25 protein-coding genes are annotated in these 25636 nt (G+C 74.2%); 13 read left to right on the top strand and 12 right to left on the bottom strand.

What is annotated here, in order from left to right:
* The first annotated feature begins 7 nt into the window (after positions 1-7).
* Genes ACQP2P_RS37965 through ACQP2P_RS37955 form a run of 3 tightly spaced genes read left to right on the top strand, consistent with a single transcriptional unit; the run spans position 8 to position 3893 of the window.
* The gene (locus ACQP2P_RS37965; protein ID WP_433609315.1) at positions 8-1135 is read left to right on the top strand and encodes a hypothetical protein; all 1128 of its coding nucleotides are present in this window, start codon (positions 8-10) and stop codon (positions 1133-1135) included.
* Positions 1132-2607: a hypothetical protein gene (locus ACQP2P_RS37960; protein WP_433609313.1), complete on the top strand. Its 1476-nt coding sequence runs from the start codon at positions 1132-1134 to the stop codon at positions 2605-2607. The genes ACQP2P_RS37965 and ACQP2P_RS37960 overlap by 4 nt, the downstream gene beginning before the upstream one ends.
* A complete protein-coding gene (locus ACQP2P_RS37955) occupies positions 2604-3893 on the top strand; it encodes an AAA domain-containing protein (RefSeq protein WP_433609311.1) in 1290 nt (429 codons plus the stop codon). The genes ACQP2P_RS37960 and ACQP2P_RS37955 overlap by 4 nt, the downstream gene beginning before the upstream one ends.
* A gap of 65 nt (positions 3894-3958) precedes the next feature.
* Here the strand turns inward: ACQP2P_RS37955 and ACQP2P_RS37950 are convergent, their stop codons facing one another.
* From ACQP2P_RS37950 to ACQP2P_RS37935, 4 genes are all read right to left on the bottom strand, one after another.
* Positions 3959-4258: a hypothetical protein gene (locus ACQP2P_RS37950; protein ID WP_433609309.1), complete on the bottom strand. Its 300-nt coding sequence runs from the start codon at positions 4256-4258 to the stop codon at positions 3959-3961.
* 100 nt (positions 4259-4358) lie between these two features.
* Positions 4359-6242 (bottom strand): endonuclease/exonuclease/phosphatase family protein, encoded by a 1884-nt coding sequence (locus tag ACQP2P_RS37945; RefSeq protein WP_433609307.1) that lies wholly within the window; start codon positions 6240-6242, stop codon positions 4359-4361.
* Positions 6205-6825, bottom strand: coding sequence for a winged helix-turn-helix domain-containing protein (locus ACQP2P_RS37940; protein WP_433609305.1), 621 nt, complete (start codon positions 6823-6825; stop codon positions 6205-6207). Before ACQP2P_RS37940 ends, ACQP2P_RS37945 begins: the two co-directional genes overlap by 38 nt.
* 374 nt (positions 6826-7199) lie before the next feature.
* Positions 7200-7589, bottom strand: a complete 390-nt coding sequence (locus ACQP2P_RS37935) for a hypothetical protein (RefSeq protein WP_433609303.1) — start codon at positions 7587-7589, stop codon at positions 7200-7202.
* On the opposite strand from ACQP2P_RS37935, the gene ACQP2P_RS37930 reads away from it, so the two are divergent.
* Entirely contained in the window at positions 7588-7824 is a 237-nt protein-coding gene (locus ACQP2P_RS37930) for a hypothetical protein (protein ID WP_433609301.1), read from the top strand. The two genes, ACQP2P_RS37935 and ACQP2P_RS37930, sit on opposite strands and share 2 nt — an antisense overlap.
* On the opposite strand, the gene ACQP2P_RS37925 is transcribed toward ACQP2P_RS37930, so the two are convergent.
* The gene (locus ACQP2P_RS37925; protein ID WP_433609299.1) at positions 7809-8561 is read right to left on the bottom strand and encodes a thioesterase family protein; all 753 of its coding nucleotides are present in this window, start codon (positions 8559-8561) and stop codon (positions 7809-7811) included. The two genes, ACQP2P_RS37930 and ACQP2P_RS37925, sit on opposite strands and share 16 nt — an antisense overlap.
* Before the next feature lie 28 nt (positions 8562-8589).
* Here ACQP2P_RS37925 and ACQP2P_RS37920 point away from each other — a divergent pair, with 28 nt between their 5' ends.
* The 4 genes from ACQP2P_RS37920 (at position 8590) to ACQP2P_RS37905 (ending at position 13447) form a co-directional block, all read left to right on the top strand.
* Complete coding sequence (locus ACQP2P_RS37920) at positions 8590-9567, top strand: magnesium transporter CorA family protein (protein WP_433609297.1); 978 nt, start codon at positions 8590-8592, stop codon at positions 9565-9567.
* Positions 9564-10943 carry a dihydrolipoyl dehydrogenase gene (lpdA, locus tag ACQP2P_RS37915; RefSeq protein ID WP_433609295.1) on the top strand — a complete coding sequence of 460 codons (1380 nt, stop codon included), beginning with the start codon at positions 9564-9566 and terminating at the stop codon, positions 10941-10943. Before ACQP2P_RS37920 ends, lpdA begins: the two co-directional genes overlap by 4 nt.
* Positions 10944-11031: 88 nt before the next feature.
* Positions 11032-12426 carry a class II 3-deoxy-7-phosphoheptulonate synthase gene (locus ACQP2P_RS37910; protein WP_433609293.1) on the top strand — a complete coding sequence of 465 codons (1395 nt, stop codon included), beginning with the start codon at positions 11032-11034 and terminating at the stop codon, positions 12424-12426.
* Positions 12419-13447 (top strand): threonine aldolase family protein, encoded by a 1029-nt coding sequence (locus ACQP2P_RS37905; protein WP_433609291.1) that lies wholly within the window; start codon positions 12419-12421, stop codon positions 13445-13447. The genes ACQP2P_RS37910 and ACQP2P_RS37905 overlap by 8 nt, the downstream gene beginning before the upstream one ends.
* A 235-nt stretch (positions 13448-13682) precedes the next feature.
* Here the strand turns inward: ACQP2P_RS37905 and ACQP2P_RS37900 are convergent, their stop codons facing one another.
* The 4 genes from ACQP2P_RS37900 to ACQP2P_RS37885 form a co-directional block, all read right to left on the bottom strand.
* A complete protein-coding gene (locus ACQP2P_RS37900) occupies positions 13683-14837 on the bottom strand; it encodes an MFS transporter (RefSeq protein ID WP_433609289.1) in 1155 nt (384 codons plus the stop codon).
* A 412-nt stretch (positions 14838-15249) separates the two neighbouring features.
* A complete protein-coding gene (locus ACQP2P_RS37895) occupies positions 15250-16122 on the bottom strand; it encodes a deoxyribonuclease IV (protein WP_433609287.1) in 873 nt (290 codons plus the stop codon).
* A complete protein-coding gene (gene pknB, locus ACQP2P_RS37890) occupies positions 16123-18123 on the bottom strand; it encodes a Stk1 family PASTA domain-containing Ser/Thr kinase (protein ID WP_433609285.1) in 2001 nt (666 codons plus the stop codon).
* 34 nt (positions 18124-18157) lie between these two features.
* Entirely contained in the window at positions 18158-18784 is a 627-nt protein-coding gene (locus ACQP2P_RS37885; protein ID WP_433609283.1) for a hypothetical protein, read from the bottom strand.
* An 84-nt stretch (positions 18785-18868) separates the two neighbouring features.
* Here ACQP2P_RS37885 and ACQP2P_RS37880 point away from each other — a divergent pair, with 84 nt between their 5' ends.
* The 3 genes from ACQP2P_RS37880 to ACQP2P_RS37870 are packed head-to-tail and all read left to right on the top strand — an operon-like array spanning position 18869 to position 19838.
* Positions 18869-19177, top strand: a complete 309-nt coding sequence (locus ACQP2P_RS37880) for an Rv2175c family DNA-binding protein (protein WP_433090298.1) — start codon at positions 18869-18871, stop codon at positions 19175-19177.
* A 2-nt stretch (positions 19178-19179) separates the two neighbouring features.
* Entirely contained in the window at positions 19180-19500 is a 321-nt protein-coding gene (locus ACQP2P_RS37875; RefSeq protein ID WP_433609281.1) for a lycopene cyclase domain-containing protein, read from the top strand.
* The gene (locus ACQP2P_RS37870; protein WP_433609279.1) at positions 19497-19838 is read left to right on the top strand and encodes a lycopene cyclase domain-containing protein; all 342 of its coding nucleotides are present in this window, start codon (positions 19497-19499) and stop codon (positions 19836-19838) included. Before ACQP2P_RS37875 ends, ACQP2P_RS37870 begins: the two co-directional genes overlap by 4 nt.
* Here the strand turns inward: ACQP2P_RS37870 and ACQP2P_RS37865 are convergent.
* Positions 19774-20835, bottom strand: a complete 1062-nt coding sequence (locus tag ACQP2P_RS37865) for a polyprenyl synthetase family protein (protein WP_433609277.1) — start codon at positions 20833-20835, stop codon at positions 19774-19776. The two genes, ACQP2P_RS37870 and ACQP2P_RS37865, sit on opposite strands and share 65 nt — an antisense overlap.
* A 10-nt stretch (positions 20836-20845) precedes the next feature.
* Positions 20846-22783: a helix-turn-helix transcriptional regulator gene (locus ACQP2P_RS37860; protein ID WP_433609275.1), complete on the bottom strand. Its 1938-nt coding sequence runs from the start codon at positions 22781-22783 to the stop codon at positions 20846-20848.
* A gap of 198 nt (positions 22784-22981) precedes the next feature.
* Here ACQP2P_RS37860 and metF point away from each other — a divergent pair, with 198 nt between their 5' ends.
* Positions 22982-23899 carry a methylenetetrahydrofolate reductase [NAD(P)H] gene (gene metF, locus ACQP2P_RS37855; RefSeq protein ID WP_433609273.1) on the top strand — a complete coding sequence of 306 codons (918 nt, stop codon included), beginning with the start codon at positions 22982-22984 and terminating at the stop codon, positions 23897-23899.
* Positions 23886-24548, top strand: coding sequence for a CDP-alcohol phosphatidyltransferase family protein (locus ACQP2P_RS37850; RefSeq protein ID WP_433609271.1), 663 nt, complete (start codon positions 23886-23888; stop codon positions 24546-24548). Before metF ends, ACQP2P_RS37850 begins: the two co-directional genes overlap by 14 nt.
* 628 nt (positions 24549-25176) lie before the next feature.
* Here the strand turns inward: ACQP2P_RS37850 and ACQP2P_RS37845 are convergent.
* Positions 25177-25626: a MarR family transcriptional regulator gene (locus ACQP2P_RS37845; RefSeq protein ID WP_433079117.1), complete on the bottom strand. Its 450-nt coding sequence runs from the start codon at positions 25624-25626 to the stop codon at positions 25177-25179.
* Positions 25627-25636 lie beyond the last annotated feature (10 nt).

Here is a 25636-nt window from a genome sequence, read left to right as displayed (position 1 = left end):
GACCCCCATGGACGCACTGGTAGACCGGTTGGACCGCATCCGCGGCACCGTGGCGCCGCGCAACCACAACGCCCGCACCATCGCCGCGCTCACCACCAACCCCGGCTGCGGCCGGCGGGGGCTGATGGACGCGGCCGGGGTGAACAAGGGCGCCGTCGCCGGGCAGCTCGGCTTCCCGGCCGCCTTCGGCCAGTCGCGGTTCGCGATCGCCCGCGGCAACGCGTTCGAGGCCCAGGTGAAGGCCGACGGCGCGGCGGAGCTGCTGCAGCTGCTGCGGGAGCGGCTCGGGCTGGCCATCCCCGAGGTGGCCTACGACGACCTGTCCAACGTCGGCGGCAACGCCAGCCGCGAGGTGCGCTACGCCCGCACCCGCAGCCTGCTGGCCCGCGCCGCGGCGGAGCGCGACGACGCCGGCACGCTCTTCGACCACCCGATGCTGCGGCTGGACATCGCGGGCTACTACGCCTACCTCGAGCCGGACCTCATCGCCTTCCGCGCCGGCGGGCGCTTCCACGTCGTGGAGATCAAGTCGTTCGCGGTCATCGACGGGCAGGCCGACCCGGGCAAGGCGGCGGCCGCGGCCAAGCAGTCGGCGGTCTACGTGCTGGCCATGCGCGAGCTGCTCGGCGAGCTCGGATACCCGCCCGAGTCCGTGTCGCACAACGTGGTGCTGGTCTGCCCGGAGAACTTCGCCAACCGGCCGACGGCCACCCTCGTCGACGTGCGCAAGCAGCTCACCGTCCTGCGGCGCCAGCTGTCGCGGCTCACCCGGCTCGACAAGATCCTCGACGCGCTGCCCTCCGGGCTCTCCTTCGACCTCGCCTACGACAGCGACCAGAACGCCACCCGCCCGGCGGACGAGCTGCGCAAGGCGGTCAGCGAGGTCGACGCGCGCTACAGCCCCGACTGCCTCGGCTCGTGCGAGATGGCGTTCTTCTGCCGCGACGAGGCGGCCGGCTCCACCACGGCGCTGGGCCGCTCCATCCGCGACGACCTCGGCGGGGTGGAGAGCGTCTCGACCGTGCTCGGCCTGGCCCGGGGCACGCTGATGCCGGGCGCCGGCCAGGAGGAGATCGCGGGACTGTTGCGCTTGGCCCACCGCCTGCGCCGCGAGTGCCTTGACGAGGCCGTGTGAGCATCCTGACCGCGCTGGCCCGGGCGGAGGCGGTCGAGTCCGGCCGCGCCCAGCCGCTGACCACGGTCCGGCACACGCACGTCGCCCAGCGCCCGCTGGTGCTCGTGCCGCTGGCCCTGGCCGGCGAGGCCGCCGCGCCCCTGGCCGCCATGGTCGGCACCGACCGCGGCAGCGGGCGGCTGCTCGTCGTGGCCAATCCCCGCGACCGCACCCAGCGCTTCCAGTTCGTCGCGCAGCTGGCGAAGGTCTTCCTGGCATACGTCGAGGGCTGCTCCCGCGCCGTCGACGCCACCCACACCGCGAAGCTGCGCTACGCCGAGGCGCCCCAGGTGCTCGTGCCCAACCGCGGCGGCGTGGAGTTCATCCGGCTGCTGGGCCGCTCGACCCGCTTCCGGCGCACGTACGGCCCGCACCCGGTGCACCGCACCGTCCCGCTGCTCGGCCAGTGGTTCACGTTCCTGCGCGAGCGGGCCGACCACCCGGGCTCGGCGATGCTGCTGGCCATGACCGAGCTGCTCGGCGAGCACTGGGCGACCGGCCAGAGCGGGCTCGAGGACGCCAACCTGGCCGCGCTGCTGGGCTGGATCGACCCGCCGGACGGCCTCGACGGCGCCGCCGCCGCGGAGCTGGCCGAGGATCCGCTGCGCTGGCCGCCGGCCGGGCCGAGCACCGACCCCACCTTCGACAACGAGATCCTGGCCCCGGCCCTGAGCGCCTACGCCCGCGCCGCCGACCCGCAGGCGCAGAGCCGGGCCGAGTCCGCGCTCGGCGGCGCGATCCGGGAGCAGCTGGAGCCGACCTGGGGGCTCATGTGGCGGGCCGTGGACCTGCTGCGGGCCCGGCCGGCGGGCGCCTCCGTCGAGGCCCGGTGGGCGATCGATCGCGACGTGTTCACGATGTACCACATGTCGCTGGCCGAGGGCACCGCGCTGCCGCAGCCGAGGCGGGACAGCGCCGTCGCCGCGGCCGGGCGCCTCGACCGCCTGGAGCGCGAGCAGGCCCGCTACGAGGCCCAGCGCGCGCTCGACGACCCGCTCGTCATGGCCGAGTTCCGGCTGTCGGGGGAGGCGTTCACCGGCACCGTCGTGTCCGCCTCGCCCAACCGCGTCGACACGTCCGGCAAGAAAGCGGCCCTGCGCCCGCACATCACCGTGCAGACCGAGGACCCGGTGCGGCTGGAGCCCGGGGCGCTGCTCGTGTCGCCCGCGCGCCTGTCGCAGCAGGCGATGGTCGTCTCGGTGTCCTCCGTGGACGTCGTGCTGGAGCTGTCGAAGGGCATGGGGCGCTCCACCAAGCAGGCCCCGCCCGGGTCGGTGCCCGAGGTCGGGGAGGTCGTCACGTACGGCCCGGTCAGCGACGCCTACCAGCCGCCCGGCCGGTTCCCGTCCCGCGAGGACACCCCGTGGACGCACGGCGGCCCGCCCCCGGACTACCAGCCCAACGACATCGACGCCGCGGAGGACTGGTCATGACGGTGATCGACGACATCCTCACCGGCTTCGGCCAGGCGGTCGGGCGCGGGGTGGTCGTCGACTCCCCGCCGGGCGCGGGAAAGTCCACACTGGTCGTTCGCGCCGCCCGCACCATGGCCGAGGCGGGGGAGCGGCTCATGGTCGTGGCCCAGACCAACGAGCAGGTCGACGACCTCATCGACCGGCTCGCCACGGCCGCGCCCACCATCGAGATCGGCCGGCTGTCCGCGTCCACGTACGTGCCGGCCCAGCGCGTGGCCAAGCACGGCTCGGTCACCGTCAGCGGCGCCGTCTCCGACGTGCAGACCAGCGCGGTCGTCATCGGCACGGCCGCGAAGTGGGCCACGGTCACCGAGGGCACCTGGGAGCGGGCGATCGTCGACGAGGCGTACCAGATGCGCTCCGACATGCTCCTGCGCGTGGCCGGCCGGTTCTCCCGGGGCCTGTTCGTCGGCGACCCGGGCCAGCTCGACCCGTTCTCCGTCGTCGCCGTCGAGCGGTGGGCCGGGCTGTCCTGGGACCCGATGCAGAGCGCCGTCGCCGTGCTCCTGCGGCACAACCCGGACCTGCCCGTGCACCGCCTGCCCGTGTCGTGGCGGCTGCCCCCGTCGGCGGCCGAGGTCGTCTCGGCGGCGTTCTACCCGTTCACGCCGTTCGAGGCCGGCACCAAGCCCGCCGACCGCAGCCTCGAGTTCTCGGTGCGGGCCATCGGCGGCGATTCGCGCGTCGAGGCGACTCTGGAGACCGCCCGCCGCACCGGCTGGGCCCTGCACGAGCTGCCGGCCCGGCACACGGTGCGCACCGACCGCGAGGCCGTCGCCGCCATCGCCGACCTCGTCGTGAACCTGCTGCGGCGGGGGCCGATCGCATACTCCGAGCACGCCCCCGAGGGCCGCCCGGTGACCGCGGACCGCGTCGCCGTCGGGGCCGCCCACCGCGACCAGGTGGCCGCGATCCGGCTGGCCCTCGCCGACACCGTCGCCGCCGACGTGACCGTCGACACCGCGAACCGGCTGCAGGGCCGGGAGTACGACGTGACCGTGATTTTGCACCCGCTCTCGGGCCGCCGCGACGCGAGCGCGTTCCACCTCGAGGCGGGGCGACTGTGCGTGCTCGCCTCCCGGCACCGTCACGCGTGCATCGTCGTCGCCCGGGCCGGCATCGCGGAGCTGCTCGACACCCACCCCTCGGCCGAGCCGGTCCACCTCAACGTGCCCGTGCGCTTCCCCGACGGCTGGGAGGCGAACCAGGCGATGCTCGCCCATCTGTCCACTGTGGACGGCTAGGCGAACGACCGCGGCCCCCGCACCGGTCGGATCGGTGCGGGGGCCGCGGCCGTGGGGAGAGGAGGTTACCGCTTGATTCGCTTCTTCACGCTCTTGCCGGTGCTGCGCAGGGCCCGCATCGCCCGCTGCTGCGGGGTCTGACGCGCCTTGCGGCGCCGCGCGACCGCCACCACCGCCACGACGACGGTGGCGAGTCCGGCCGCGGCGGCGGTCACCAGCGGAACGGGACGACGACGTGCCACGTCCTTGGTCTGCTCGGCCAGCTCGGCCGCGCCGTCCTTGGCCTTGGTGGACAGATCGCCGACCGCCTGGCCGAAGTCCTTGCGGGTCTCGGTCATGCTCCCGTTCGCATGTGTCACGCTCATCGCTGCCCCTTTCTCTCTTGTCTCGGGATGCCCAATCGGCCCACCGGCCAATCACGATCTGGCCGATGCGTCGCCCAGAATGGTGACGAATGCCCCGAAATCAGGCGAAGGCCAGCGTGACGTGCAGGGCGGCGTGGTCGGACGCGACGACCCCGGCCCCGACCGAGTGCCCGCGCAGGTCCAGGCCGCGCACGAGCACGTGGTCGATCTCCTCGGCGGGGTGGTCGGCCGGGAACGTGCGCACCGGCCGGAAGGGGGCGAGCGGGTCGGTGAAGCCGGCCGCGGTGATCGCGGTGAACGGGGCGCTGCCGGGTGTGATGTTGAGGTCGCCGGCGACGAGGACCGGGCGGTCGCCGGCGAACCGGGTGGCGAAGGCGGCGATCTCGCCCGCCTGCCGCAGCGGCTCGGTGCCGGGCGGCGGCTGGATGTGCGTGGCCACCACGGCGAGCTCGCGCCCGCCGACCGTGACGATCGCGCCGAGGGCCTGCGCACCCGTCGGGGCGCCGACGGCGGTCAGCGGCACGGACCGCACCGCGGAGACGGGCAGGCGGGTCAGGATCGCGTCGCCCCACACCGCGTCGGCGGCGGGGCCGAACCAGTACCGCATCCCGAGCCTGCGCGCGAGCACGGCCAGGGTGTCGTGGCCGCCGTTGAGCAGCCAGGCCCGGTCGACCTCGCAGAGCACGACGATGTCGGACCGGCTCGCGCGGATCTCGTCCACCAGGTCGTCGGGGTGGAAGGTGCCGTCGAGCCCGAAGCCCATCCGGATGTTGTACGCCGTGACGCCGATCTCCCGCGGATCTCCGCCGGCCCGGGGCGAGGGCGGGACCCAGAGCCCGGCGAGCGGGAGCACGAGGCACGCGGCCCCGGTCGCGGCGAGGGCGTGCCGCGGCAGCCGGACGGTCACCGGCCCGGCCCCGCGCAGCAGCGCGCCGGCCGGGACGAGCGCGACCGCGACCGGCACCCACTGGTTCGGGTAGCCGATGTCGTAGGCGGCGTAGTACGCGATCGCGGCGACGCCGAACACGAGCATGCCCAGGGCCGCGGCGTAGCCGGCCCGCGGAGCCGGGCGCTGCCCGGCCAGCCGCAGCGCGAGGCCGAGGCTGGGCGCGCCCAGCAGCAGCGCGAGCCACAGCGGGGCGGGCGCGGCGAAGTCGTAGGCGAAGCAGGCGGCCGAGGCGACGAGCAGCACCGCGGCGACCACGCGGGCCACGCGGCCGGAGGGCACCCGGGGCGCGAAGGCGACGGCGAGGAACGCGAGCACGGCCAGCCCGATGCCCAGCGGCGGCAGCAGCGCGGGCGGCGTCGCGGCGAAGCCGCCCGTGCCGTAGGAGGCGGCCACGGCGGCGACGGCGGGGGAGAGGGCGTACAACCCGGTCAGCAGCATCACCGGGCCGGCCAGGAGCCAGCCGCCGGTCGCGGGCCGGGCCTCGACGCGCTCCAGCTCCCCGGGGCCTTTCGTGGGGCCAGCCGTGGTGCCGTAGAGCAGGGCGACGCCGAACACCAGGGCCAGTGGGAGCGCCACCCACCAGGCCCGCCAGGTCGCGTCGACGGTGCCGAGCGCGGCGTGCTCCACGGCCGCGGCGGCGAGGCCGGCCGGGACGCCGACCGCGACGGAGGCGCCACCCGCGGCGGAGGCGGCGAGGAAGGCGAGGCCGGCGAGCAGGCCGGCCGAGGCGACGTAGAGCTGCGGCTGTCCACCGTGGACGAACACCAGCGCGAGCCGGGCCAGCGCCAGGATCACCCCGGCGGTCAGCGCGAGGCGGCGCGGGCCGAGGCGTGCCGCCAGGGGCGCGGCCGCGACGCCGGCGACGAACCACGCGAGCGCGAAGGCCCCCATGAGCTCGGCCGGGGTCGAGGCCGCCTGCCCGAAGATCGTGATGATCGACGGGAGCCACACCCGCAGGACATCGAGCAGCAGCAGGATGCCCGCGGCGGTCGCGACGTCAGTCTTCGCGGACCACGACCTGGACGGCGGCGTCATCGTCGAGACGATAGCCGACGCCGCGCACGGTGGCGATGATCCGGGCGGCGTCGCCCAGCTTGACGCGCAGCCGGCGGACGTGGACGTCAACCGTGCGCTCGGTGCCGACCATGTCGTAGCCCCACACCTGGCGCAGCAGCTGCGCGCGGCTGAACACGCGGCGCGGGTGCTCGCAGAGGAAGAGGAAGAGGTCGTACTCCCGGCGGGTCAGCGGCACCGGGGCGCCGTCCTGCAGCACGAGGCGCGAGCCGGTGCACAGGTAGAGGGAGGGCGCGTCGGGCGTGGCCCGGCCGATCCGCCTGATCCTGGGGTCGGGCTCGGCGGGCTCGGCGGGCTCGGCGGCCGGCTGCTCGACCAGGCGCAGGTTGCGCGCCGGAGCGGCGGCGGGAGCGGAGGACGGGGTGCGCGGCAGGGGCGCGGTGCGCTGGATCTGCGGCGCGGCCTGGCTGGCGGCCAGTGCCTCGAGGTCACTCAGCAGGCGGGAGGCCTCCGGTGGGAGCTCCTCGCCGTTGAGCGTGATGTGGACGGTGATGGTGACCACGGAGGGTGCGACGTCGGGCGCACCCACGACCGAAACGGCCATTTTCAATCCTCTCGAAAACCTTCTGAATGAACGCCGATTTCAACCGGGGGTCACTCGACAAAGGCCGTCGAAATGGTGCTCGCGGCGGGATATCCACATTGGATCAAGCTGCACCTCAGGGCACATGTCACCGACCTTACCAGGTATGTCACATGAAGCGACAGCCGTGTTACGTGCCGCACAGAATAGATCGTCACTAATTTGTCTGACGTTTTGGGGAGGTATTCACCAGCAATTCACGACACCGGTACCGGGATAACTTTGCGTGAGTCGACGGTTGCGGTCAACCGCTTCTCACATAGTGGAAGATCGGCTGACGTTCTCGTATTGCCATGCACTCATGCAGTGTCGACGGTTCCCCTAAATCATATCGGCTAGGTATGGTCGGGCCGTCCACCATATGAGATGGTGGCCCGCAGCTGGCCGGGGCTGACAATACCCGCACCCAGTTCCGTCACGCGCTGCCGCAGCCCCCGGTCGGACGTCACCACGACGACGGGCCGATGTGACACATTGTCGCGCACGAGCGCCACAATGTGGTCGTCGCCGGATTGCGGCGCCGCCTCGACCGCCACCCCGTCGATGGGCGGCACGCCGCGGGCCGCACCCTCCACGACGAGCATGATCTCGCCCGGCAGGGCGGCCGCGTCCCGGACCGCGAGGGCGTCGCGCAGCCGGGTCGCCGCGCCCGCCCGGTCGCGCCACCAGCGGTCGGGCACCGAGCCGACCACGTTGGCGCCGTCTACGACGATGAGCGGGTCCATGTGGCCAGTGTTACTCCGGGTGCTGCGCGGTGACCAGCGATTCCCCGCGGCCGCACCCCGGCGGGCCGATGCCTGGCCGGGGACGTGGTGGCGCGCCTCGGCGGCCCGCGCGAGCGTCGGCGGGACCCGGTTCGCGGCCGGCGGGGAGACCCGGACGGTGCTGCACCGCGCCGGCGCGGCCATGTCCCCGGCCAAGCGCGGCGCGGCCGCGGTGGCGGGTCAGGCCCTGCGGTAGATCGCCAGCTGGGTGGCCTGGGCGACCGGGCGTCCGGCCGCGTCCCAGACCTCGCACACCTGGTCGAGCTGGCCGTCGGTGACCATCCGGGCGTACTGGCGCACCCGCAGCGGCCCCGGCGCCGGCAGCCCCCGCACGTACGCGGTCAGCTCCAGCGTCGGCGTCCACCCGCTGCCGCCGAGCGTGAACGTGACCGGCGGGAACGCGTCGACCGCGTAGAGCAGCGAGAACGCGTCGAACGGGGTGCCGTCGTCGAAGCTGAGCCAGCCGCGCAGGTCGCCCGGGCGGCTCAGGTCCACCCGCTGGTCGACCTGCTCCAGCATGGTGATGCGCACCCCGGCCCCCGGCGGCTCGACGGGCGTGCGGCGCAGCTCGTCGCGCGGCTTGACCTCGGGCGGCTCGGCCGCGGTGAACCGGACCTCGCCGGCCGCGGCCAGGTCTCCGAGCGTGAACAGCGCCTCCACGCAGATCCGGTCCCCCTGCGTGAGCCGGACCCGGGCCTGGCTCACCGAGCGCCCGTCGCGCAGCGGCTCCACCGCGATCGTGGCCGGGCCGGGCTCGGGCGGCGCCAGGTACACCGCGCTCGCGCTCAGCGGATGCGGGTGCGCGGCCGTCACCGCGGCCCGGGCGAGCACCGCCAGCAGGTATCCGCCGTTCGGCCGCCCGCCGACGGTCCACTGTGGATCGAGCCGGGCCGTGCCGTCCCCGACCTCGGTCGCCTCCGCGAAACCGGCCACCGGGGCCTCCTTCTGCTTTGATGAGCCTATGGCGCGCACGCGGCTCTACCGGGACGGTCGGCTGGAAGCCGAGGACTTTCCGCTCGACGATATATCCGAGCATCTCAAGGACTCCGCCGCGGTCGTGTGGCTCGACCTGACCGAGCCCGGGCCGGACGACTACGACCGGGTCCAGGAGGAGTTCGGGCTGCACCGGCTGGCCATCGAGGACGCGACCTCGCCGCACGAGCGGCCGAAGCTCCTGCACTATCCGGGGCACCTGTTCTTCAACGCCTACCAGGTCACCTTCCACGGCGGCGGCGGCGACGGCGGGGCCGAGCTGCACGAGGTCTCCGCGTTCCTGACCGAGCAGGCGCTGATCACCGCGCACGGGGCCGGCTTCGACATGGACGCCGTGGTCGAGCGCTGGGACGCCACCGAGGAGCTGGCCGGCCAGGGGGTGCCCTACCTCGCCCACGGCCTGCTCGACGTGATCGTCGACGGGCAGTTCGACGCGGCGCAGGCCCTCGACGACGAGCTCGAGGAGCTCGAGGACCGGCTGTTCCAGGAGACCCCGCAGGCGATCCGCGACGTGCAGCAGCGCAGCTTCCGGCTCCGCAAGACGCTCGGGCGCATCCGCAAGGTCATCCTGCCCATGCGCGAGGTGGTCGGCAGCCTCATGCACTCCCGCGAGCACCTCGTCGACGACGAGATGGTCCCGTACTACCAGGACCTCTACGACCACGTGCTGCGCGTGACCGAGTTCACCGAGAACCTGCGCGACTTCACCGCCACGATCCTGGAGTCCAACCTGGCGGTGCAGGGCAACCGCCAGAACACGGTGATGAAGAAGGTCACGAGCTGGGCCGCCATCATCGCGGTGCCGACCGCGGTTACGGGTTACTACGGGCAGAATGTGCCCTATCCGGGTTCTGACAAGCTGTCGGGGTTCATCGCCTCGGCCGTGCTGATCGTGGTGCTGTCCGCGGTGCTGTACGTCACCTTCAAACGCAAGGATTGGCTATGACTGAGCACTTCGACGTCGTTGTCCTGGGCGCCGGCCCGGGCGGGTACACGGCCGCGGTGCGGTCCGCGCAGCTCGGCCTGCGCACCGCGATCGTGGAGGACAAGTACTGGGGCGGCGTCTGCCTGAACGTCGGCTGCATCCCCTCGAAGGCGCTGCTGCGCAACGCCGAGCTCGCGCACATCTTCAACCACGAGGCGAAGACGTTCGGCATCTCGGGCGAGGTCACGTTCGACTACGGCGCGGCGTTCCAGCGCAGCCGCAAGGTGGCCGACGGCCGCGTCAAGGGCGTGCACTACCTGATGAAGAAGAACGAGATCCGGCAGTACCAGGCCAAGGGCTCGTTCCTCGACGACCACACGCTGCGGGTCGGCGACGAGACCATCACCTTCGCCAACTGCATCATCGCCACCGGCGCCACGACCCGCCTGCTGCCCGGCACCTCGCTGTCGGAGCGCGTGGTGACCTACGAGGAGCAGATCCTCAGCGAGGACCTGCCCGAGTCGATCATCATCGCGGGCGCCGGCGCCATCGGCGTCGAGTTCGCCTACGTGCTGCACAACTACGGCGTGAAGGTCACCATCGTCGAGTTCCTCGACCGGATGGTGCCGCTCGAGGACGCCGAGGTGTCGGCCGAGCTCTTCAAGCGGTACAAGCGCCTCGGCATCCAGGTGCTCACCTCCACGCGGGTCGAGACGGTCGAGGACACCGGCTCCGGCGTGAAGGTCACCGTGAGCTCGGGCGGCAAGAACCAGACGCTCGAGGCCGGCAGGCTCCTGCAGGCCATCGGCTTCGCGCCCCGGGTCGAGGGCTACGGGCTGGAGAAGACGGGCGTGCGGCTCACCGAGCGGGGCGCCATCGCGGTCGACGGCCGGCTGCGCACCAACGTGCCGCACATCTACGCGATCGGCGACGTCACCGCCAAGCTCATGCTCGCCCACGCGGCCGAGTCCATGGGCATCGTCGCCGCCGAGACGATCGCCGGGGCCGAGACGATGGAGCTCGACTACGTCATGATCCCCCGGGCGACGTACTGCCAGCCGCAGATCGCCAGCTTCGGCTGGACCGAGGAGCAGGCCCGGGAGAAGGGCTTCGACGTCAAGGTCGCGAAGTTCCCGTTCACGGCCAACGGCAAGGCGCACGGGCTCGGCGACCCGACCGGGTTCGTGAAGATCATCAGCGACGGGAAGTACGGCGAGCTGCTCGGCGCCCACCTGATCGGCCCCGAGGTCACCGAGCTGCTGCCCGAGCTGACCCTGGCCCAGCAGTGGGACCTCACCGTGCACGAGGTCGCGCGCAACGTCCACGCCCACCCGACCCTGGGCGAGGCGGTCAAGGAGGCCATCCACGGCCTGGCCGGGCACATGATCAACATGTAGGCCGGCGGCGGGCATCTCCCCGGTCCAGCCTGCGGGATCGGCGGGTGGCGTCCTCCACCCGCCGATCGCGCTCGGTAGGCTTTTGCTCATGCGCCAGGAGTGGCACCACTTCACGTACCCCGGACCGGAGATCTCCCGTGTCGCCGTCCCGGGCAACTCCGATGACGACGTGTTCGGCCTCGACCGGTGGCGGACGCTGCCCCGGGCGCAGACGCCGCCGTGGCCGGACCCGGTCGCGGTCGACGAGGTCGCCGGCCTGCTGTCCTCGGTCCCGCCGATCGTCGCGCCCTACGAGGTCGACCAGCTCCGCGAGCGCCTCGCCCTCGTCGCCGACGGCAAGGCCTTCATGCTGCAGGGCGGCGACTGCGCCGAGACGTTCGCCGACAACACCGAGGCGCACGTGCTGGGCAACGCCCGCACGCTGCTGCAGATGGCGGTCGTGCTGACCTACGGCGCCTCGCTGCCGGTCATCAAGATCGGCCGCGTCGCCGGCCAGTTCACCAAGCCGCGCTCGTCCGCGCTGGACTCGCTGGGCCTGCCGGCCTACCGCGGCGACATGATCAACTCGCTGGACCAGGACCCCGAGGCCCGCGTCGCCGACCCGCAGCGCATGGTCCGCGCCTACGCCAACTCCTCCAGCGCGATGAACATGCTGCGCGCCTACCTCGGCGGTGGCATGGCCGACCTGCACGCCGTGCACGACTGGAACAAGGGCTTCGTGGTCACCTCGCCGGCCGGCCAGCGCTACGAGGCCATCGCCCGCGAGATCGACCGGGCCCTGCGCTTCATGCAGGCCTGCGGCGTCAACGACGACGAGGCGCTGCGCACGGTCACGCTGTACTGCTCGCACGAGGCCCTCGCCCTGGAGTACGAGCGGCCCCTGGTGCGCATCGCGGGCGACCGGCCCTACGGGCTGTCCGGGCACTTCCTGTGGATCGGCGAGCGGACCCGCCAGCTCGACGGCGCCCACGTCGACTTCATGTCGCGCCTGGCCAACCCGATCGGCGTCAAGCTCGGCCCGACCACCACGCCGGAGCAGGCGATCGAGCTGTTCGAGAAGCTCAACCCGCAGAACGTCCCCGGCCGCCTCACGTTCGTGGCCCGCATGGGCAGCACCAAGGTCCGCGACGCCCTCCCGCCGATCGTGGAGAAGGTCACCGCGGCCGGCTGCCGCGTCGTGTGGCAGTGCGACCCGATGCACGGCAACACGCACGAGTCGTCCAACGGCTACAAGACGCGCCACTTCGACCGGATCGTCGACGAGGTGCTCGGTTACTTCGAGGTCCACCGCGAGCTCGGCACCCACCCCGGCGGCCTGCACGTGGAGCTCACCGGCGAGGACGTCACCGAGTGCCTCGGCGGCGCCCAGGCGATCGTGGACGAGGACCTGCCCGACCGCTACGAGACCGCCTGCGACCCGCGCCTCAACACCCAGCAGTCGCTCGAGCTCGCCTTCCTCGTCGCGGAGATGCTGCGTGGCTGAGGTCGTCATCGACTTCCGCTCGGACACCCTGACCCGGCCGTCGCCCGCCATGCGTGAGGCGATGGCGGCGGCCGAGGTCGGCGACGACGTGTTCGACGAGGACCCGACCCTGCACGAGCTGCAGACCGAGGTCGCGGCCCTCTTCGGCCACGAGGCGGCCCTGTTTGCCCCGAGCGGGACCATGGCCAACCAGATCGCCCTGCAGCTCGCCGTGCCGCGCGGCGAGGAGCTGCTCTGCGACGCCGCCGCGCACGTGGTGACGGACGAGATCGGCGCGGCCGCGGCCCTCGGCGGCGTGTCGACCCGCACCTGGCCCTCCGCGGCCGCCGACCTCGACCCCGCGACCGTCGCGGACATGATCCGCCCCGACGGCTTCGTGGCCGTCCCGACCCGCGCGGTCGCGGTCGAGCAGACCCACAACCGCCTCGGCGGCGCCGTGATCCCGCTGGCCGCGCTGGAGTCCCTGCGCGCGGTCACCGCCGAGGCCGGCGTCCACCTGCACTGCGACGGCGCCCGCATCTGGCACGCCCACGTCGCCGACGGCGTGCCGCTGGACACCTACGGCCGGCTCTTCGACTCGCTCTCGGTCTGCCTCTCCAAGGGCCTCGGCGCCCCGGTCGGTTCGCTGATCGTGGGCTCCGCCGAGCGCATCGCCGCGGCCCGCAAGCTGCGCAAGCGCCTCGGCGGCGGCATGCGCCAGGCGGGCATCCTGGCCGCGGCGGGCCTCTACGCGCTGCGGCACAACATCCCGCGCCTGGCCGAGGACCATGCCCGGGCCCACCGCCTGGCCGAGGCCCTCGCCCCGCACGGCGTCGTGGACCCGGCCCGCATCCGCACCAACATCGTGCCGCTCGACCTCACGGGGGCGGCGGTGGACGGGCCGGCGTTCGCGGCGGCGGCGCGGGAGCAGGGGGTGCTGGTGTCGGTGCTCGGGCGGCGGCTGGTTCGCCTGGTGACGCACCTCGACCAGACCTCGGACGGGATCGACCACGCGGTGAAGGTGCTGCCGACGCTGTTGTGAGTGCTGCCGGGCGCGGCTCCTGCTTCTTTGAACCGGCTTGTGCTCGGGGTGCTGGGCGCCGTTGAGCGCGGCCCCGCCGGCCCGCACCCGTGTCCGTCGCCCGGCCGATATGTCGTGGCGCTGGCGCGCCACGACATATCGGATTTATCGGGTATGTCTTTTTCGCCGGGATCTGCGGGGCCTACGTCGGGATCACTGCGCCAGCGGCCGTGAGCGCCCGGTGAGTACGTCGGGATCACGGTGCCGGCGGCCGTGAGCGCCCGGTGAGCAGGAGCGCGACCAGCGAGCTCGCGCAGGTCAGCAGGCCCGCCCAGAGCATGGCGCCGTCCGCTCGCAGCAGGGCGACCAGGGGCGCCCCGGCCGCCGTGCCCACGCCGATCGCCGTCTGCAGCACCGCTCCCGACGCCGCGAACGCCCGGCCGTGCTGCGCGGCCGGGGTACGGGTGCTGATCAGCGCCGACTGCGACACGTTCGCGATCCCGTTGCCGACGCCGCCGGCCGTGGACGCGACGTACGCGAGCACGAGCCCCGGCGCGAGGCCGATCCCCGCGATCCCGGCGCCCGTGAGCAGGTTGCCCAGCGCCAGCAGGGCGCCGCTGGAGAGCCGGATGCGGGGGACGAGCTGGGCTCCGGCGAGGGCGCCGACGCCCCACAGCGTGAGGTACAGACCGTAGCCGGAGTCGCTCGCGCCCAGCTGCCCGACGAACCGGAACGGCGCCGCCACGTTGTCGATCACGCCGCTGCTGACCGCGACGGCGCTGCCGAGCAGAGCGGTGCGCAGCAGCGGGTCGCCGAGGACCAGCCGCAGCCCGCCGCGGGCCGTCTCGCCGTCCTCGGGTGCGGCGGCCGGATGCCGCCGGGCCCGCAATGCCGAGCACGCCAGGGTCAGCAGCGCGAACGTGACCGCGTCGGCCAGGATCGCCGTCGTCGCGCCGAAGGCCCCGGTGAGCAGCCCACCCGCGGCCGGGCCGGCGATCCAGCCCAGGCCGGTGCCGGTGGCCAGCCGGGAGTACCCGCGCTGCGCACCCCCCTCGCCCGTGATCGCCGGCACCAGCGCCGAGGTCGCCGGGCGCACGAACGCCGAAAGCGCGGTGACCCCGGCGAAGAGCGCGACCGTGGCCCACAGCGTGTCGACGAGGGCGAGCGGCACGCACAGCACCGCCTGCCCGGCCAGCGCGACGAGGAGCACGGACCGCGTCTCGAGGCGGTCCACGACGCGCCCGGTGAGCGGGGCCAGCACCACGTACGGGATCAGCTCCGCCGCCAGCAACCCCGCCACCCAGCCGCTCCCGTGGGGCTGGAGGCGCAGCAGCAGCGCGACGAGCGCGGCCGCGTCGCCGGCGGTGGACAGCGCCAGCCCGGCGGCGAGCAGGTTGAGATCGCGTCGCATCACTCGATCGCTCACGGTGCACGCCCCCCGTCCCGTCGCATCGACGGCCACCATAGCGGTCACGGCCCCGGTCGCGCTTCGTCCACAACCCGCTGCCACACCCGCCCCATGCGGAGCCGGTGATCCGCGGTCCGCGCGGCGCCCGGCCGCCGCCGCGACGACTGCCCGCGGCGGCGGGCAGCCGTGGGGGAGGCGTGCCCACGGCGGCGGGGAAGCCTGTCCGCCGGCGCGGCGACTGCCCGCGGCGGCGGGCAGCCGTGGGGAAGGCGTGCCCACGGCGGGCGGCCGTGGGGGAGGCGTGCCCACGGCGGGCGGGAAGCAGGTGCTGAGCCGTCAGGCACGGAACGCCGCATAACCGAAATGTCGGATATGTCGCGGCGCGAAGCGCCCGACATATCCGCGCCGAACGACCTCAGGCCCGAGGAGTGCTGGACCGCAGCAACGCGATGTCCGCCGCGTGATCGGCATGGTCGTCCCCGCTGGGCGTCTCCACGATCAGCGGCACCCCCCGCGACGCGGGATGCGCGAGCAGCTCGCCGAACGCGGCCGCACCGATCAGCCCCTTGCCCAGCGACTCGTGCCGGTCCCGCAGCGACCCGCACGCGTCCTTCGAGTCGTTGGCGTGGATCAGCTTGAGCCGGTCCGGCCCGGCCGCGGCCACCAGCGCGTCCAGCGTGTGCGTCATCCCGCCCGGCGTGGCCAGGTCGTGCCCGGCCGCCCACGCGTGGCAGGTGTCGAAGCAGACGCCGAGGAGGGGGTGCCGGTCGACCGCGTCGAGGTACTCGGCCAGATGCTCGACCCGCGACGCGAGCGACCGCCCGCCCCCCGCGCTCGGCTCCACGAGCAGTGGCGGCCAGCCCTCACGGTCGGCCTGGTCGAGGAGGGGGAGGAGCACTCGCCGTACCGTCGCGAAGGCTTTTTCCGCGTGCTCCGCGTCCACCGCGGACCCGGCGTGGAAGACGACGCCCCGCGCCCCGATCGCCTGGGCGCGCCGCAGCGCGTGCTCCAGCGTCGCGACCGAGCGCTCCACGGTGGCCTCGGTCGGCGAGCCGAGGTTCACGAGCAAGGCCGCGTGCACGTAGGCGGTCACCCCGCGGTCGGCGCAGCCCTTGAGGAACGCGTCGTCCTGCTTCGCGTCGCCGGTCGCGAGGGCCCAGCCGCGGGGGTTGGAGACGTACACCTGGACCGCCGACGCCGTCGTGAGCTCGACGTAGCGCAGGGCGGCCTTGGCGAGACCTCCGGCGGCGGGCGCGTGCCCGCCGACCGGCGCGATGGTGGCGTCCACTTAGAAGAACGCGAAGAGCGAGACGTGCTGGCCCGGCACCACCGGCGTGCCGGGCGCCGGGTTCTGCTGGCGCACGGTGCCGAAGCCCTGCGCGTCGACCACCAGGCCGAGCTGCTCCAGCTGGGCCTTGGCCTGGTCGAGCGGCATGTTGCGCACCTCGGGCATCGGGACCTGGGCCGGGCCCTTGGAGATCTGCAGGTCCATGACCATGCCGTCGGTCACGCTGTTGCCGTCGCCGATGCTCTGCGAGACGACCTGACCCTTGGGCTTGTCGCTCTCGACCTCCTCGACCTTGCCCACGGCGATCTTCACCTTGGCGAGGTCGTTCTTGGCCTGCTCGACGTTCTTGCCCACGACCAGCGGCACCTTGACCGGGTTGGGGCCCTTGCTGACGAACACGGTGATCGTCTGGCCGGGCTTGACCTGGGTGCCGATCTTCGGGTCGGTGTCCACGACGTAGCCCGGGGGCACGGCGTCGTCGAACCGGTCGGCCTTGTTGCCGGTGATCTTCATGGCCTGCAGGTCGACCTGCGCGAGGTCCCACTCCTTGCCGGCGATGTCGGGCACCTTGTAGACCTCGGGCCCGAGCGACAGCGTGAGCGTGATCGTCCCGCCGTCGAGGATGCGCCCGCCGGCCGCCGGGTCCTGGGCGAGGACCTGGTCCTTGGGCACGGAGGCGTCGAACTTCGGGTCGGCGAACTTGACCTTGAATCCGGCCGTGGTGGCCAGGTGCGTGGCCTGCTCGCGGGTCTTGGCCCGCAGGTCGGGGGTGTCGGTGTAGCGGCCGACGCCGAACCAGTAGCCGCCGATGGCCACGAGCAGCCCGAAGGCGAGCATCCCGGCGATCACCGCGAGGCGGGTGCGCGGGTTGGCGTTGATCTGCGCGAGCAGCCCCTGCAGGCCGCCGCCCTCGCCGTCGCGGTGCGCGACCTCGGTCCGGTGCCGGCGGGCGACCGCCGGCGGGGGAGCGGAGGCGGGCAGCCGGGCCCAGGACGGGCGGCGGCTGGCCTGGTAGGTCTGCGTGACCGGGTGCGCCTGGGTGAGGGCGTGCGACTGCGGCACCGAGTCGACCCGCGGCACCATGACCGTGGGCGGGGCGATCTGCCGGCCGCGGCCGGTGGGCGTGGCGCCGATGTCGTCGCGGACGGCCTGCACCTCGGCGAGCATCGCGCCGGCGTCGGTCGGGCGGCCGCCCGGGTCGCGGCGGGTCGCCCGGGCCACGAGGTCGTCGACGGCCGGGGGCAGCCCCGGCACGAAGCGCGACGGGAAGGGCACATCGCGGTCCACGTGCTGCCAGGCCACCTCGACGGGCCGCTCCGCCTCGTACGGCACCCGCCCGGTGAGCATCTCGAAGAGCACGATGCCGGCCGAGTACACGTCGGTGCGCGGGTCCGCGTGCCCGTCGGTGACGAGTTCGGGGGCCACGTAGGCGACGGTCGCCATGAGGTGCGAGCCGGTCTCGTCCGCGCTCGCCTCGACCGCGCGCGCGAGGCCGAAGTCGGCCACCTTCACCACGCCGTCGATGAGGTTGTGCTGTTCGCCCGGCGACTCGGCGACGAGCACGTTCTCGGGCTTGACGTCGCGGTGCACGAGCCCGGCGCGGTGCGCGGCGGCGATCGCGGCGAGCATCTGCTCCATGATCGCGAGCGCCTCCTGCGGCTGCAGGCGGCGCCGCTCGGTGAGCAGTTCACGCAGGGTGTGCCCGCGGACGTACTCCATGATCAGGTAGGGCAGCCCCTGGTGCGTGCCCTGGTCGTAGACGGCCACCACGTTCGGGTGGGTGAGCCGCGCGATCGTCTTGGCCTCGTCGGTGAACCGGTCCACGAACTGCGGATCGCGCGACTGGGCGGGATGGATGATCTTCAGCGCGACGATGCGCTCGAGTCGCTCGTCGAGAGCCGTGTAGACCGTCGCCATGCCGCCCTTGGCGACACGCGAGCGAACGCGGTAGCGCCCGTCGACAAGCGCACCGAGGAGAGGATCGGCGACCGTGGTATCCATTGGCTGCGAGTGTACGGCTGGGACCCCTAAATCCTCAGTGCCCTTCGCTTCCAACTGAGGAACGTCCCCATTTCGAGCGCTTTGTCCAGGACGGCGAGGGCGACAGACTGCTCACCGAGGGTGACGAACTGGCGGACGGGCTGGCGGACGGACTGGGGCTCGTGCTCGGCGACGACGTCGGGGTGCTCTCCGGATCCGTCGTCTGCTGAGACGGTACGCCGGCCGGGCCTGGAACCTCCGGCAGCGCCAGCACCTGCGGGGGCGTGGTCCGGCGCACCTGGGGCCGGACCTGGGTCGGCTGCGGCGCCGGCGGGCGGATCTGGCTCGCCGCGCCGCCCGGGCTCGTCGCGGGCGCGGCCGGCGCGGCGACCGGGGCCTCGTAGGGCTCGGGGGCCAGGGCGGCGAGGCTGCCCGCGACCGCGAGGTACGTGCCCGCGGCCCCGCCCGCGACCAGCAGCGCGACGCCGGTCGTGGCCGCGGCCCGGTGCCGGCCGGTGGTCTTCATGACGTGCTGACCGCGGTGGTTGCGGGGCCCGTACTCGGCCGTCTCCGCCATCCGCAGGCGCACGTCGCGGCGGCGGTTCGCGTGCCGGTACATGTCGTAGCACGCGGAGCGCCAGGCACCGGCGACCTCTCGGTGAACCTTGAGCCAGAGCCCCACTGCCCGTTCCTTCCCGATCGCGGTGCACGGTTTACTGTCTTCGGTGTGAGCGAACAACCTGCCGGCCCCACCGAGTGGCTGACCATGCCCGACGTCGCGGAGCGCCTCGGCATCCCCGTCAACCGGGTGCACCAGCTCGTCCGCGACCACGCCCTGATCGCGGTCCGCGAGAGCGGCGTGCTGCGCGTCCCGGCGGACTTCATCACGGACGACGGAGTGGTCAAGCACCTCCCGGGCGTGCTCACGTTGTTGTACGACGCTGGGTACAACGAGGCTGAGGCCCTGCGGTGGCTCTACACGCCGGACGAGTCGCTGCCGGGCACCCCCGCCGAGGCGCTGCGCGGCAACCGGGCGACCGAGGTCAAGCGGCGCGCGCAGGCGCTGGGCTTCTGACGGTGCGCTGGACCTACCTGCTGGTGCTGGCCGGCTGCCTGTTCGGCGCCCTGTGGCTCGAGCCGCTGCTCAAGGTCGGTGTCCTGCGGCAGGTCCGGCGGCTGGTGCTCACCATCGCCCCGGTCGCCGCCGTGTTCGTGGTCTGGGACCTGCTGGCCATCCACGCCCGGCACTGGACCTTCGACCCGCGCCAGATCGCCGGCGTCATCCTTCCGGGTGGCCTGCCCCTGGAGGAGCTGCTGTTCTTCCTCGTCGTCCCGGTGTGCGCGATCCTCGGCTTCGAGGCGACCCGCCAGACGCTCGAGCGGTGGTCGCGGCGGTGACCTACACCGTGGCGGCCGTCGTCGGCGTTCTGGCGGCATTGGTACTGGATGTGGCCGTGCTGCGCACCAGAGTCGTGCTCGGGCGCGTGTTCTGGTGCTCGTACCCGATCGTCGTCGTCTTCCAGCTGCTGTCCAACGGCATCCTGACCGGCCGCGGGGTGGTCCTCTACAACCCGTCGGCGATCCTGGGCGTACGGCTGGCCCACGCCCCCGTCGAGGACCTGCTGTTCGGCTTCGCGCTCGTGCTCGCCACCCTGGCCCTGTGGGTCTTCTTCAGACCGCGCGCTGCGTCGCCGCCCCCGCCAGGCCCGTCAGGACCTCGCGAGCCTCGTCCGTGATCTCGGCCTCGGCCAGGGCCCCGAGCGCGGTGGCGGTCAGCTGCTCGATCCGCTCCTCGGTGCGCCGCAGCGCCCCGCTCTCCACGATCGTCTTGCGCAGCAGCGCCACGCCGTGCTCGTCGAGGCACGGGTCGCCGAGGTGGTCCTCGAACACGGCCGGCCCGGCGCTCTCGATCGCGGCCGCGACGAGGTAGGTCCGCTTCCCCTCGCGCAGGTCGTCCCCGGCCGGCTTGCCGGTGACCGCGGGGTCCCCGAACACGCCGAGCACGTCGTCGCGCAGCTGGAACGCCTCGCCGAGCGGCAGCCCGAACGCCGAGTACGCCTTGGCGAGCCGCCCCTCGTCCGCCAGCGCCGCGCCGAACACCAGCGGCTGTTCGATGGTGTACTTCGCCGACTTGTACCGCGCCACCAGGCTCGCCCGGGCCGTGGACGTGTCGCCGGTGGCCTGGGTCTGCACGTCGAGGTACTGCCCGATCGTCACCTCGGTGCGCATCTGGTCGAACACGGGCCGCGCGCGGGCCAGCGTCGCCGGGTCGACCCCGCTGGCGTGCAGCATCTCGTCGGACCAGACCAGGCACAGGTCGCCGAGCAGGATCGCCGCCGAGGTGCCGAACCAGTCGCCGTCGCCCCGCCACCCGCCGGCCGCGTGCAGCCGCGCGAACCGCCGGTGCACGGCCGGCTCCCCGCGCCGCGTCTCCGAGCCGTCCATGACGTCGTCGTGGATGAGCGCGCTGGCCTGGACGAGCTCGAGCGAGGCGACGGCCGCCACGATCTCGTCGCGGTCCTCGCCGCCGGCCCCGCGGTACCCCCAGTACGCGAACGCCGGCCGCAGCCGCTTCCCCCCGCCCAGCACAAGCGCGTCGATCGCGCCGGCGACGGGCGCGAGGGCGTCGGACTCGATCTCGTCGAGCCGGTCGCGCCGCCGCCGGAGGAACCCGGCGAGGGCCTCCCGGACCCGCTCGCGAAGCCCGGCCCGGTCGAGGAAGGGGTGTGTCACGGCAGAGACGCTAGTCCGAAACCACCCGCCCCGACGAGCGGGTGTCACCCCCGTCTCCGGCGATCCAGCGCACAGACTCGTACATTTCGGCGAATTCGCGATATCCCCGAGCCCGCCGCAGCCCCGGCCGCACCGCCGCCACCTCCCTCCCGACTCGTACGGATCCACAGCCGACCCCCGCCACGACGCCGAGCCACGCCGCCGCACAGGCCGCGTCGAGCTCCCCGGCCGCGACCAGCGCCCGGGCCCGCGCGAGCTGCACGAGCCCGAGCCCCCGCAACCGCACGGAGCCGCCACCGGGCCCACTGCCACCGCCCCGGCCGCCCGCCCCACGACCGCCGCCGCGCCGCACTCCACCGCCGCCGTTGCCGTTGCCGTTGCGCGCGATCGGGCTCCCGCCGCGCGTGACGGAACTCCCAGTGCCCTCGCCGTTGCGTGCGATCGGGCTCCCGCCGCCGCGCGTGATGGGGCTCCCACCGCCGTCGTGCGTGACGGGGCTTCCACCTCCGTTGCCGTTGCGTGCGACCGGGCTCTCCTCGCCGCCCGCCCGCCGCCGTCCACCCGGCCCGTCGCCCGCTCCCGTGCGCGGGGAGCGCCCGGCCCGGCCGTCATCCGGGCCGCTCCCGCCGCCGCCCGGCCCGCCGGCCCAGGGGCAGCCGCCAGGACCCCGTGCGTCCCGCACCCGGCCCGGTTCGCCGCCGCCCGTGGTGCCCGGCTCGCCGCAAGGCCGCAGGGCGGCGTCGAGCAGCCGCAGCGCGAGCCGGTGCCGCCCGAGCACCGCCTGACAGCGCCCGGCCGCGGCGGCGAGATGGGCGTCGTCGAGCCAGTACAGCCAGGCGGGATCGTGCTCGCCCCGCGCCCCGTGCGCCTTCTCGGCCGCCGCGATCGCCGCGTCGCACCGGGCCCGCTCGCCGAGGGCCGCCGCGGCCGCCGCCTCCCGCAGCCACAGGACCGCGAGCGTCCCGGCATCGGCCGGCTCCGCGATCCGCCGCGCCGCCCGGGCGAGCCGCAACGCCCCGGCGCCGTCACCGCTCTCGGCCCGCAGCTGGGCCAGGCACCCGAGCAGGTGCCCGGCCAGCCCGCGCTGCCCGGCCCGGACGGCCGCCCGGACGCCGTCGCGGACCAGCCCGGAAACCGCCCGCCCGTCGCTCGCGGCGCCCGCGTCCACCCCGGCCCACACCGCGAGCTGCGCCAGCTCCGCGACGAGCCCGAACTCGGCCCGCCCGCCCGAGCAAGCGGCCCGCCGGGCCGCCTGCGCGTAGGCGTCCCGCACGACCCGCACGACCTCGGGCCCCGAGAGGAGGTCGTCCATCCGCCGCAGCTCCGCCAGCCGCCCCGCGTCGAGTCCCGGCTCGCGCCGCCCCACGCCCAGCGCCGGCCCGCGCCGCCCCGTGCCGAGTCCCGGTTCGCGTCGTCCCACTTCGAGCCCCGGCGTGGCCGGCCGCCCCCTGTCGAGCGCCGGCCCGCGTCGCCCTATGTCGAGTGCTGGCTCGCGTCGTCCCGCGTCAAGCCCCGGCTCGCGTTGCCCGCGCCCGGCGCCGGCCGCGCCGGCGGTTCGTCCGCTCGCCCCGCCGGACCGGCGCCCGGTCGCCCCGCCGGCTCGCGCGACGGCCGCGGCGGGTGGCTCGGGACCGGGCCCGGCGACGGCCGCCGCCCGATCGGCCCACCCGGCGGCCCGGCGCCGGCGCGAGCGGGCGGCCGCGCGCTCGAGGTCCTCGAGCGGCGCCTGCAGCACGAACGCGAGCCAGGCCAGCCACGGCGCCCCCGGCACCCGCTCGCCGCGCTCCCACCGTGACACCTCGTGCCGTGTGATCGTGGGCACGTCCGCGGCCGCGCACAGCATCTCGGCCAGCCGCAGCTGGGAGCGTCCGCGCGCGAGGCGCAGGCGGGTGAGCAGGGCGCCGAACGTCTCGTCGTCGCCCGGGACGGGGTCTGGTCGAGCTGGCATGATCCACCTCCCGGGAACGCCGCCCCGGGCCGGCGTCCACCACGGCGGCCCCACCCGAAGCAATGTCCACCCTCCTTATACCCCAGGGGTACGACAGGTTCCTGTGCGAGAAGCGGCAGGGCTCGCCGGGCGTGCGACAGGCTCCCGCACGAGAGCGGGAGTGCTCATCGACGGGCTCGGGGCATTACAGTCAGGAGTGTGGCTCTCGGACTTCCCTCTGTCATGGCCGGCGGACCCGCCGCGATCGGTGATCTGATCGCGAACCAGGGGCCGACCTTCTCGTTCGAGTTCTCCCCGCCGAAGACGCCCGAGGGGGAGCGGCAGCTGTGGCAGGCGATCCGCGAGCTCGAGTCGCTGCAGCCGTCCTTCGTGTCGATCACGTACGGCGCCGGCGGCTCCACCCGCGACACGACGGTCGCCGTCACCGAGCGGGTCGCGACCGAGACCACGCTGCTGCCCATGGCGCACCTGACCGCCGTGAACCACTCCATCGCCGAGCTGCGCAACGTCATCGGCCAGCTCGCCGGGGCCGGCATCCGCAACTTCCTGCTCGTGCGCGGCGACCCGCCCGGCGACCCGACCGCGGAGTGGGTCCGCCACCCCGACGGCGTGCTCTACGCCGAGGAACTGGTCCGGCTCGTGCGCGAGGCCGGGGACTTCAGCATCGGCGTGGCCGCGTTCCCGTACAAGCATCCCCGCTCGGCCGACGTCGAGTCCGACACCGCCAATTTCGTGCGCAAATGCCGGGCCGGCGCCGACTTCGCGATCACCCAGATGTTCTTCGACGTCGACGACTACCTGCGCCTGCGCGACCGGGTCGCCGCGGCCGGGTGCTCCACGCCGATCGTCGCGGGGATCATGCCGGTCACCAAGATCGGGACCATCGCGCGCTCGCAGCAGTTGACCGGCGCCCCGTTCCCTCCGGCGCTGGCCGAGCACTTCGAGCGGGTCGCCGAGGACCCGGAGGCCGTGCGGCGCCTGGGCATCGACCACTGCACCGGGATGAGTCAGCGCCTGCTCGACGAGGGCGTGCCCGGCATCCACTTCATCACGTTCAACCGCTCGACCGCGACCCGCGAGGTCTGGCAGCAGCTCGGCGTCGGTGCGCGGGCCTGAGCCCCTCGACTGGGACGGGTACTGCGCGCGCTGGTCCGCCGCCCACGGCGGCTACGACCCGCGGAAGGCACCGTCCCCGGTCCGGGGCTGGCTGCGGCTGAGCCACGCCCTGGGCGCGACCCTGCTGCGGGCGGGCGTGCGCAGCCCCAACGCCGTGACGTCCGTCGGCCTGCTGCTCTCCGCCGCGGTACCGCCCGTTGCCGTCCTGCTCCCCGCCGGTCCGTTCTGGGCGGCGGTCCTGGTCCTGCTCTCCGCGTTCGCCGACACCATCGACGGGGTGCTGGCGGTGCTGGCCGGCCGCGCGAGCCGCCTGGGCCAGGTCTACGACTCCGCCGCCGACCGCGTGTCGGAGGCCGCCTGGCTCCTGGCCTTCGCCCTGCTGGGCGCGCCGGTGGGGCTGAGCGTCGCGGCGGGCGGCGCGATGTGGCTGCACGAATACGTCCGGGCCCGCGCCTCGGTCGCCGGCATGCGGGACATCGGCACCGTGACCATCGCGGAGCGCCCGACGAGAATCCTGCTCACGATCTTCGGCCTGCTGGCGACGCTCGTGGCGCCGCGGGCGTCGACGGTTGCGATGGCCGCGGCGCTGCTGGTGACGGCGGTCGGCTTCGCCCAGCTCCTGCGAGCGGTCCGCCGAGCCCTGGGGTGACCGTGCGGGGACGATAAGTCGGGCACTGCGTGCCACGACTTATCGGATTTATACCCCGACGGGGCTTAAATCCGATTCGGGGGAATCGGGGCGCGTGCGGGGCTCCAGCGGGGCGAGTGGCGGCATCGAGTTCGGCCCGAGCCGGCGATCGTCCACGCGCCGCGCAGATCGCCCCGTGGGCCGCGCTCGCCGCGTGGCGGCTGCCGTCCGAGGCGGCATCCCAGCGGGCGCTGGAAGGCCCGCGGCGTCGAGGCGGCCGGGGCGCGCTGCTCGTCGCGCGGCGAGGGCGGCGAGGGCGGCGGGTGCGGTCCGAGGCGGCGTCCCAGCGGGCGCTGGAAGGCCCGCGGCGTCGAGGCGGCCGGGGCGCGCTGCTCGTCGCGCGGCGAGGGCGGCGAGGGCGGCGGGTGCGGTCCGAGGCGGCGTCCCAGCGGGCGCTGGAAGGCCCGCGGCGTCGGGGCGGGTGGGGCGCGCTGCTCGTCGCGCGGCGAGGGCGGCGAGGGCGGCGGGTGCGGTCCGAGGCGGCGTCCCAGCGGGCGCTGGAAGGCCCGCGGCGTCGGGGCGGGTGGGGCGCGCTGCTCGCCGCCCAGCGGCCTGGCACCCGGCGGGCCGCCGGGCGCGGCAGTGGGGTTCAGTCCGCGTCGGCGCCCAGTGCCCGCTCGAAGGCCAGCAACGTCGACACGACGAGCGTCCGCTGCTCGTCGCTCAGCGGGCCCAGCGCCGCCCGCCACGCCGCGGCGCCCCGCCCCAGCCAGCCGTCGATCGCCGCGTGATGCTCCGGCGCGATGCTCACGATCGTCCGCCGCCGGTCCGCGTCGTCCTCCCGCCGCCGCAGCACCCCCTTCCGGCTGAGGTCGCCCACCATCAGGCTCACCGTCGCCGGCGCCACCTCGAGCCGCGCCGCTAGTTCGCCGACGCCCAGCGCGCCCTCCAGCAGCAGGTACGACAGCAGCGACAGGTGCCGGGGCGCCAGGTTGAACGATGCCAGCTCGGGCGGCGGCGGCGTGCGCTTGGCCCGGCCGACCATGCGCGGCATGAGCAGCAGCAGGGTGCGGACGGCGTCATCGACCGACGTTGACACTGTCTTGCTC

It is taken from the genome of Dactylosporangium sp. CA-139114 (genome assembly GCF_050955725.1).
In the GTDB taxonomy this organism is placed as follows: domain Bacteria; phylum Actinomycetota; class Actinomycetes; order Mycobacteriales; family Micromonosporaceae; genus Dactylosporangium.
Note: the sequence above shows the minus strand (reverse complement) of the source record. Positions and strands in the feature narration are given on the sequence as shown.